Source organism: Kitasatospora sp. NPDC057223, assembly GCF_042669755.1.
Classification (GTDB): domain Bacteria; phylum Actinomycetota; class Actinomycetes; order Streptomycetales; family Streptomycetaceae; genus Kitasatospora.
Map to the genome: position 1 here is coordinate 1 of NZ_JBHUWW010000257.1, position 4492 is coordinate 4492.

Annotated in this window: 4 protein-coding genes; all 4 read right to left on the bottom strand. The window is 73.7% G+C overall.

The window, feature by feature from the left end; translation table 11 throughout:
• Positions 1 to 51: 51 nt before the first annotated feature.
• The 4 genes from ACFUK0_RS39570 to ACFUK0_RS39585 all read right to left on the bottom strand — a co-directional run bounded on the left by ACFUK0_RS39570 (position 52) and on the right by ACFUK0_RS39585 (position 4296).
• A complete protein-coding gene (locus tag ACFUK0_RS39570) occupies positions 52 to 1098 on the bottom strand; it encodes a PadR family transcriptional regulator (protein WP_380258833.1) in 1047 nt (348 codons plus the stop codon).
• Position 1099: 1 nt separating this feature from the next.
• A complete protein-coding gene (locus tag ACFUK0_RS39575) occupies positions 1100 to 2011 on the bottom strand; it encodes a DUF4097 domain-containing protein (RefSeq protein WP_380258834.1) in 912 nt (303 codons plus the stop codon).
• A gap of 166 nt (positions 2012 to 2177) precedes the next feature.
• Positions 2178 to 2357: a DUF6104 family protein gene (locus ACFUK0_RS39580; protein WP_073926358.1), complete on the bottom strand. Its 180-nt coding sequence runs from the start codon at positions 2355 to 2357 to the stop codon at positions 2178 to 2180.
• Between the two features lie 52 nt (positions 2358 to 2409).
• Complete coding sequence (locus ACFUK0_RS39585) at positions 2410 to 4296, bottom strand: serine/threonine-protein kinase (RefSeq protein ID WP_380258836.1); 1887 nt, start codon at positions 4294 to 4296, stop codon at positions 2410 to 2412.
• Positions 4297 to 4492 lie beyond the last annotated feature (196 nt).

The following is a 4492-nucleotide window of genomic DNA, read 5'->3' on the forward strand; positions in this document are numbered from 1 at the left end:
GCCGGCACCCCCCCCGAGGGTGCCGGGCCCCGCCGTACCGGGCGTCGGGCGTCAGCCCAGCAGCCCGCGCAGCCGCTCGGCCGCCGTCGCGAGCGCGCCGCGGGCGCCGGCCAGCTGGCCGGCCGTCACCCCGCTGTCCCGGGCGGCGTCCCTGACCTGGTCGCGGAAGCGGTCGAGCAGCCGCTCCAGCTCGCGGGCCGGGTCGGCGGCCGGGTCGGTCGCCGTCCAGGACGGGAGGTCGGCCGGCACCTCGTCGGCACCGGGCGCCAGGTCGTCCTTGCCGAGGCCGTCCTTGTCGAGGTCGACCCGGGTCACCCGGATCTCCTCGGCGGCCGTCGGGTGGCCCCACTTGGCGGCGTCCGCCAGCCCCGCCAGACCCTTCGTCAGTTCGGACAGGCCCTCGGCCAGGCCGGTCGGCCAGTCACCGCGGGCGGCGTGCTCGCGGACCTGCTGCTCCACCCGGCGCTTGATCCGCAGCGCCTCCTGCTGGGCGGCGGTGCGCGCCGCCCTGGCCTGCTCGCGCAGCCGGCGGGCCTCCTCCTCGGCGGCCTTCGCCTTGGCCTTGGCGGCCTTCTCCTGCTCCTTGGCGCGCTTCGCCTGCTCCTTGGCCTGCGACTTGAACTGGGCGAACTCCTCCTTGGCGCGCTGCCAGGCGTCCTTGTCGCCCCACGGCCCGGACCACGGATCCGTGCCGGCGGCGGGCTCGGCCCGGGGCGCCTGCTTGGCCGCGCCCCAGAGTTCCTCGCGCAGGTCCTTGGCGCTGTCCCGGACGTCCTCGCGGATCGCGCCGGCCAGGTGGGCGACCGAGTCCCCGATCTCGACCTCCAGCTCGGCGATCTCGTCCTGGCGGGACGCCAGCTCGGTGCGGCCCGCGTCGGTGAGCCGGTAGATCTTGCGGCCGCCCTCGGTGCTGTGGCTGACCAGGCCCTCCTGCTCCAGCTTCGCGAGCCGCGGGTAGACGGTGCCGGCCGACGGCGCGTACAGGCCCTCGAAGCGCTCCTCCAGCAGGCGGATCACCTCGTAGCCGTGCCGGGGGGCTTCGTCCAGCAGCTTGAGCAGGTACAGGCGGAGCCGGCCGTGGCCGAAGACGGGGGTCATGTCAGGCCTCCTTGGTGAAGTCGGGGCCGGTGAGGCCGGGGCCGGCCGGGAGCTCCTTGACGACGACCGGGCCGTCGTCCTCGGTGTCGGGGCGGTGCAGCACCGTGACGGCGCCGGAGACGGTGGTGACCTGCAGGCTGCCCTTGCCGGAGCCGAGCTGGCCGGACAGCTTCTTCGCGCCCCAGGTGCCGCTGACCTTGAGCTGCTCGAAGGTGCTGGAGACGTCGCCGCTGCTGGTGCCCGCCTCGACCTTCGCGTCGGCGAGCGAGGGCAGCCGGACGCCGACCGCGCCGCTGACGGTGTTGACCTTGATCTCGGTCGGGGTCGCCACGTCGAGGTCCAGGGTGACGGCGCCGCTGACCGAGTTGGCGGAGACCTTGTCGGCGGTGCCGGCCACGACGGTCAGGCCGCCGGAGACGGTCTTGACCTTGAGCTCGCCGGAGACGGACTGCACGTCGACGTCGCCCGAGACGGAGTTGGCCTCGGTACGGCCGGAGAGGCCGACCAGGGTGGTGGCGCCGCTGGCGCCGTGCACGGCGACGCGGCCGGCCACCCCGGAGACGGTGGCGTCCGCCGAGACGCTGCCGATCCGGACCTCGGAGCCGGCCGGGACGGCGAGCGAGACGACCGCCCGGCGCTTGCGGCGCAGCGAGGAGAAGAGTTCCTTGACGGACTGGAGGGACTTCACGCTCTCGCCGAGCTCGGCCCAGCTGAGGTTCTTGTAGGTGACCGTCAGGACACCGTCCTCCAGGGTGACCTGGAGCGGGTCGCCCTCCAGCTCGGTGACCTCCAGCCGGGCCGGGCCCTCGGCGGCGACCACGTTCACGGCGCCGTCGATGATCCGGACGTGCAGTGCGCCGACCGTCTCGTCGATGGTGATGCGGTCGGGTTCGCTTATCGTCCACTGGCTCATGAGTGTGCCGCCTCCCGTTGCGGTTCGCGATGTATCGCGTTCCCTTGATGAACACGATATATCGCGAGCCGGGGAAGTCAAGCGCCTCCGCGGGCCGTGCCGGACCGGGCATGCGGAAGGCCCGGGAGGCGGTTGCCTCCCGGGCCTTCGGCCGGCTCACCCGTGTCTACTCGTCGTCCTCGTCGTCGAGCCTGGCCAGCCAGGTGGCCAGCCGCTCGACCGGGATCTCGAAGTCGGGGTTGAGGTCGACGAACTCACGCAGGCGCTCGGCCAGCCACTCGAAGGTGACCTCCTCGTCGCCGCGCCGGCTCGCCAGCTCCTCGATGCCACGGTCGGTGAAGTACACGGTGCGCTCCGGTCCGGTGGGATGTCGACCAGGCCAGGATAGACGGGGCCGGTCAGGCGTCGTTGCGGTAGTAGGTCACCGAGAGCTTGGTCATGCCGTTGGAGTTGCCCTGGGTCAGGACCTTGGCGATCACGATGCTGCCGCTCGCGCGGTGGCGCAGGCAGAAGAGCCGCCCGGGCGGCAGCGCGTCGTACTTGAGTGCCCCGGCCGGCTGGCGGTCGATGGCGGCCGAGCACTGCTCGGGCGTCAGCTGCGCCTCCGTGGTGATGTAGGCGTCGGCGCCGTTCCAGTCGAAGTTGCTGTAGCCGGTCTCCAGCTCCCAGGCGGTGCTGGCAGAGGAGTTCACGATCTTCCCCTCGGCCAGGTCGTAGCTGTAGTTGTAGTCCGGCGTGCCGAGCTCCCGGTCCTGGTAGACGGCCGTGAAGACGGCCGGCCGGGACGTGGTGGCGGTGGCCGACGGCGACTTCGAGGGGGTGCTCTTCGGGGAGGGGCTCTCCGGGGGCTCGCTGCTCGGGCTCGGCGAGGGGCTGGTGGACGACGCCTGCGTCGGCAGCGGCTGCGGGCTGACGGCGCCGGCGGACGACGAACTGCCGGCGGTCACGCCGCCGCCCTTCTTGTCGTCCAGCTTCTTGACCAGCACCACACCGCCCGCCGTGCCGCCCACGGCCATCACCAGGGCCACGGTCAGCAGGACCTTCCAGGAGACGCCGCGGCGCTTCGGCGCGGGGGCGGGTGCCGCGGCGGTGTCCGTGACCACGGGGCCGGGCGGCGGGGTGTCGAACGAGGGCTGCTGGTGCAGCTGGACGGTCGGCGGCGAGGGGATCACCGGGCCGGTGGGCGCCTCGTAGGCGGGCTGCGGGGCGCCGTACGAGCCGATCGGCGGCGGGCCGAAGCCCGGCTGCTGGGTGGGCGCGGCGGGAAGGGCCGGTGCGGTCGTCGGCGGGGCGGGGGCGAGGGGCGGGGGCGTGAGGGGCGGCACCGGCAGCGGGGTCGGCGGCGTCTTCGGCAGGTCCGAGCGACGGGTGATCTCGGTGTTGATCTGCTGCGGCAGCCAGTCGTCCGCGAACCGCAGCTGGCCGCCGACCGACGGGTGGTTGCGGGCGGCCTCGATGATCTCGGCCGGCTTCGGGCGGTCCTCGGGCGACTTGGCCAGGCAGCGCAGCAGCAGCTCGCGCAGGTCGCCCGGCACGCCGTCCAGGACGGGCGGCTCGTGCACCACGCGGTAGAGCACGGCCGTCTCGGGGCCCTCGCCGAACGGCGGGAGGCCGCCGGCGACGTACGCCGCGAGCGCGCCGAGTGCGAAGACGTCGGTGGCGGGGGTGACCGGCCGGCCCTGGGCCTGCTCGGGCGCCATGAAGGCGGGCGAGCCGATCCGGAAGCCGGTGCCGGTGAGCGCGGTCGCGTCGGCGGCGCGGGCGATGCCGAAGTCGATCACACGGGGGCCGTCGCCGGCCACCAGCACGTTGGCGGGCTTGAGGTCGCGGTGCACGACCTCGACGCTGTGGATGGCCTGGAGCGCCTCCGCGATGCCGCCCATCAGCAGCAGGACCGTGCGCACCGGCAGCGCGCCGTGCTCGCGGATGACCTGCTGGAGCGAGGGACCGGGGACGTACGCGGTGACCAGCCAGGGGGCGTCGGCCTCGACACCCGAGTCGATCACCTGGGCCGTGTACAGCCCGTGGATGCGCTGGGCGTTGGTGACCTCCTGCGCGAAGCGGCGCCGGAACTCGGAGTCCTCGGCGAACTCCGGGCGCACCACCTTGAGCGCCACCGGGCGCCCGCCCGGCGTGTACGACAGGTAGACCCGGCCCATGCCGCCGGCGCCGAGGCGGGCGAACAGCCGGTACCCGCCGACCTCCCTCGGGTCCTCGGGCAGCAGCGGCTGGAAGATCGGCGGGAGCGGTGGGGTGGCGGAGTCCCTGGGTGTGTCGGCGGTCATGCGGGTGATCCCCCTGAATGCGGTGAGCTTCGGCGACTGCCGGGCGTGTGACGGGCACGCCGGCGGCAGTGTGACGGCCATAACCTATCGACCCGTCAGGCCGGATCCCAAGGAGACCACCGTTTGGTTGCAGAGCTGGGACTTTGACGAGACGTCGGCTACGCCGAGGGCCCGGCCCCCGCAACAGGTGCGGGGC

Excerpts from the sequence above, each read along its gene's own strand:
- ACFUK0_RS39570 (WP_380258833.1), bottom strand. The coding sequence starts at position 1,098 with ATGACCCCCGTCTTCGGCCACGGCCGGCTCCGCCTGTACCTGCTCAAG.
- ACFUK0_RS39575 (WP_380258834.1), bottom strand. The coding sequence starts at position 2,011 with ATGAGCCAGTGGACGATAAGCGAACCCGACCGCATCACCATCGACGAG.
- ACFUK0_RS39585 (WP_380258836.1), bottom strand. The coding sequence starts at position 4,296 with ATGACCGCCGACACACCCAGGGACTCCGCCACCCCACCGCTCCCGCCG.